This window comes from Paenibacillus sp. 01T422, assembly GCF_056398785.1.
The window spans coordinates 1-3,410 of sequence record NZ_JBFTQB010000725.1 but is presented as its reverse complement, the minus strand read 5'-3'; the positions used below and the strand labels follow the sequence as shown (position 1 = coordinate 3,410).

Below are 3,410 nucleotides of genomic sequence, written 5' to 3'. Positions count from 1 at the left end.
AAATAGTATATGCATAATTCCAAACAGCACTCCCGTAGGCTTCCATTAAATTGCGAAGGATCGCCTTCTGATCGGTTGTTTCAGATACATACTTCAAATATTTAAATACATGGACACCGTTCGTCTCCATATTCTCACCTCTCTGAATCAGATAAAAATAATCAGGTTTGTTACTGGAAGATTAGGCAACCTACATATATATTCAACGTCCATCTTTTTCTGTGCTTCACGGTATTATAAGGGAATTTTAACATTTGTACTTTCTTTTTGGGGAGTACTATCTTTTTGTAGTACCTTAAATCCTTTTCTACACTTCCTTCAGTATATGGATATCTGCTCGTTAGCAGGGTGTGAAGGGCTGCTACTCGGTAATCCTTCACTGTTTATCTTTCGTTCAGCATTGGCTTAGCGAGTCATACCTGCTCTTGTCTGTAAATGTTACTAACTAACCAGATCACTGCATCTAATAGGTCCTTCGCAATAAAATCTGGAGATGCATGCTCGTACCATTTGTGACGGTATTTTTCTAAAGACTGTTTACCCCAGCCTGTCTCTACAAGAATTCTTTTGGCTCCTACTGCAGCAGCTGCCAGCATATCTGTTGAACCCACATCACCAATAACAACGCAATGTGTCAGATCTAGTTTATAATCAGCAGCAGCCCTCTGAAGCATCCCAGGTCGTGGTTTATGACACTCACAGCCTTCTTCTGGCTCATGAGGACATATATATGCTGCATCGAATCCATAACTATCAAATTCTTTTTGAAATTCTAATTCTGTCGCCAATCCCTTAGATATGTTGTGTTGATTAGTAAGGGCAAATATTTTAATTCCATGTTCTTTTAATAATTGCAATGCTGCTAGAGATGAAGGGAATAACTCAAAGTCTTGAGGATGAATAAAGTGACCGTTTCCACCTAATGTTCCATCACGGTCAATAAAAACAGCTTGAATTTTCAAAGGAATCCCCCTAATGTGCATTTAACATATATTGGGTAATTCTCTAAATCATTCGAATTATCCTGCCCACTAACCGAATAATGGAGGCCGCCGTTTATGCCGGCAGCCTCCATTATTCGTTAGTTCAATAAACGGCACATTTTGGGGAAGTAGTCTCTAGTTTTCCACATGGTTGTCCCATTTCAAAAATTCATCACATGTTATTGCTAATTTATTGTTAGACCAACCATGGAATTCATCTGCAATCGTATGCCAGCTGCTTTCATTTCTTGATTTATAGCTTGAATAAATCTTGGATCGCTTATCATTGGGCCAAATAAGTCTTCAACTTCAGCAGCCATTTCCAACCATGCGTTCAGATCACCTTTTGTAGCTTTCACAACATTCATAATTAGTCCCTTCGGAAGAATGAATATGGTTCGTTTAATTGTACTACAAGATTCAGAATCCTATAATGTAGGCGCTAAAAAAAATAAAAGCTTGATTTCACAAACTTTCTCAAGCTGGTTTATGTAGGTACTTTTGTGTCATTGGACAGCTCTTTAATTAGATTTTCTCGTTCAGATCACCTTCTCCCCTCTTTGAATGGATGGTTAAAGACAGCGTAATTTCAAGACAAGACGGTTGATCATTTCATCGCTTCCTTAAAGTTTGCGGCTCTTCGGACGCAGCGCCCATGAAACAAGAACTAGGATAGCAAGAGCAAGAGTGCTCCAAATATGGTACGCATAAGCTCCGTAGTCCCCCACGAATGCATGAGATACAGCAGCACCTGTCATTCCAAAGAACATGCCTGCATACGCCCATTCCTTAAGCCGCAAAAATCCCCTCACGAGGATGGCTATCGTCCCAAGTACTTTCCAAATCCCGAGAATGGTCAAAAAGTACACAGGATACCCTACTATCTTCACTGTATCGAGAGTTCCCCATTGATGGGTTAATTCCCCGATTCCTCCACTCCCCTCAACGAATGCAAGCAGCACAGTGGCAACCCAATAAGTGATAACTTTTTGATTGGGGCGGGTTTCTTCTTTTGAGATTGTTACCTCATCAGCAATCTTGCTCATTTGTTTCCTCCTTTATTTCTCTTGCCCGTCAGCCTTTATCTTTTACAAGATTGATTCTATTTGCTGAATGTATCAAAAAATGATACTTTTTATTGAAAACCGAACAAAACTAATCATTGCGAAGAAGACGCCTGGGAAAGTACCCGGCGTCTTCCATTGTTAATCCAAGTATGAGTGCGCACTCCGTTATCCTTAACCTTGAGCTGCATCCGTGTTCATGTAGTTGATTGCCCACATATGGCCGTCCAAGTCCTCGAAGGCCCAATGATACATGAATCCATAATCCTCAGGTTCTTCGTACGATTTCCCGCCTAAGGAGACCGCAGTATTCACGATTTCATCTACCTTCTCTCGGCTCTCAAAGGCTAAACCGCAGCGATAAAATAAAAAAACCGCATTTTCTGCGGATAGTTATCGGACTATTTTCTTGTCACTCGACAAATCCAAATAAGCATCCAAAAAGCCAGACCMGAAGTCTGGCTTTTTGGTCTTGCGAGACTGGCAGCGCCTGTCTCTTGGGGTATGGTTGGCTAGCGGATATGTTTTTTTGTGTCGGATTGACAAGAACTTAAATCCGCGGCGTATTCTGCACTCTTTTTTGAAGTCCTTGATCTACTAGCCAATAAATTCTTGAACCCACTCGCCGTTATAGTAAGCTATCCCGATTTGGGTGTAGCTGCTATTCAGGATGTTGGCACGATGACCAGGGCTGTTCATCCATTGGTTCATCACTTCCGTCGGGCTCCCCTGGCCTTTGGCGATGTTTTCCCCTGCAGAGTTATATGTGACCCCGAATGCAGTCATCATATCAAACGGGGATCCATAAGTCGGAGACTGATGATCAAAATAATTATTGTTGTACATATCCTGAGCCTTAGCCATTGCTACTTTCGAGAGACTACTGTTCAAGCTAAGGGAATTCAAGCCTGCTTTCGTTCTTTCTTGATTCACCAGATCCAAGACTTGCTGCTCAGATTGGGATGGATTTACGGACTCTTGAGGATTAGCGGACTGTTGAGGACTGGCGGACTGTTGTGGATTTACAACTTGATTCGCTGGGCTTTCTGCTGGTGCATAGTTGCCTTGGAACCAATCCAGCCAATTCGAAGCTTCATTGGGTACTTGKTTAATCGTAATCGGTGATTTCCCTGCACCCGCAGTAGAAATGGATGATGCTTGCGTTAGGGTTGACGTTGAAGCAGCATTAGGAGCATGAGTTTCAAGCTTCGTTTGTTTAGCATTCATTTGATTGTTTGTCGAATTATTACTCGAACAACCAGTAACTAGTAGTAATGCTGCTATTATGACCAATGGTTTAATAACAATCCCTCCTCTGAACCGTCAAAGTGTAACGATATCAAATAGTGTAACGATATCAAAT

4 protein-coding genes and 1 pseudogene are annotated in these 3,410 nt (G+C 41.6%); all 5 read right to left on the bottom strand.

The genetic code is table 11. The features are described 5' to 3' along the window. Window positions 1-413 precede the first annotated feature (413 nt). On the bottom strand, window positions 414-962 hold the full coding sequence (locus tag AC1DUA_RS29905) for an HAD-IIIA family hydrolase (RefSeq protein WP_477503204.1): 549 nt from the start codon (window positions 960-962) through the stop codon (window positions 414-416). A 206-nt stretch (window positions 963-1,168) separates the two neighbouring features. Further along, a complete protein-coding gene (locus AC1DUA_RS29900) occupies window positions 1,169-1,351 on the bottom strand; it encodes a hypothetical protein (RefSeq protein ID WP_477503203.1) in 183 nt (60 codons plus the stop codon). A 255-nt stretch (window positions 1,352-1,606) separates the two neighbouring features. Beyond that, entirely contained in the window at window positions 1,607-2,029 is a 423-nt protein-coding gene (locus AC1DUA_RS29895) for a DoxX family protein (protein ID WP_477503202.1), read from the bottom strand. A gap of 192 nt (window positions 2,030-2,221) precedes the next feature. Then, window positions 2,222-2,401, bottom strand: a pseudogene (locus AC1DUA_RS29890) (VOC family protein); the annotation flags it as partial. Window positions 2,402-2,644: 243 nt separating this feature from the next. Continuing rightward, window positions 2,645-3,274, bottom strand: a complete 630-nt coding sequence (locus AC1DUA_RS29885) for a CAP domain-containing protein (RefSeq protein ID WP_477503201.1) — start codon at window positions 3,272-3,274, stop codon at window positions 2,645-2,647. Window positions 3,275-3,410: the final 136 nt, after the last annotated feature.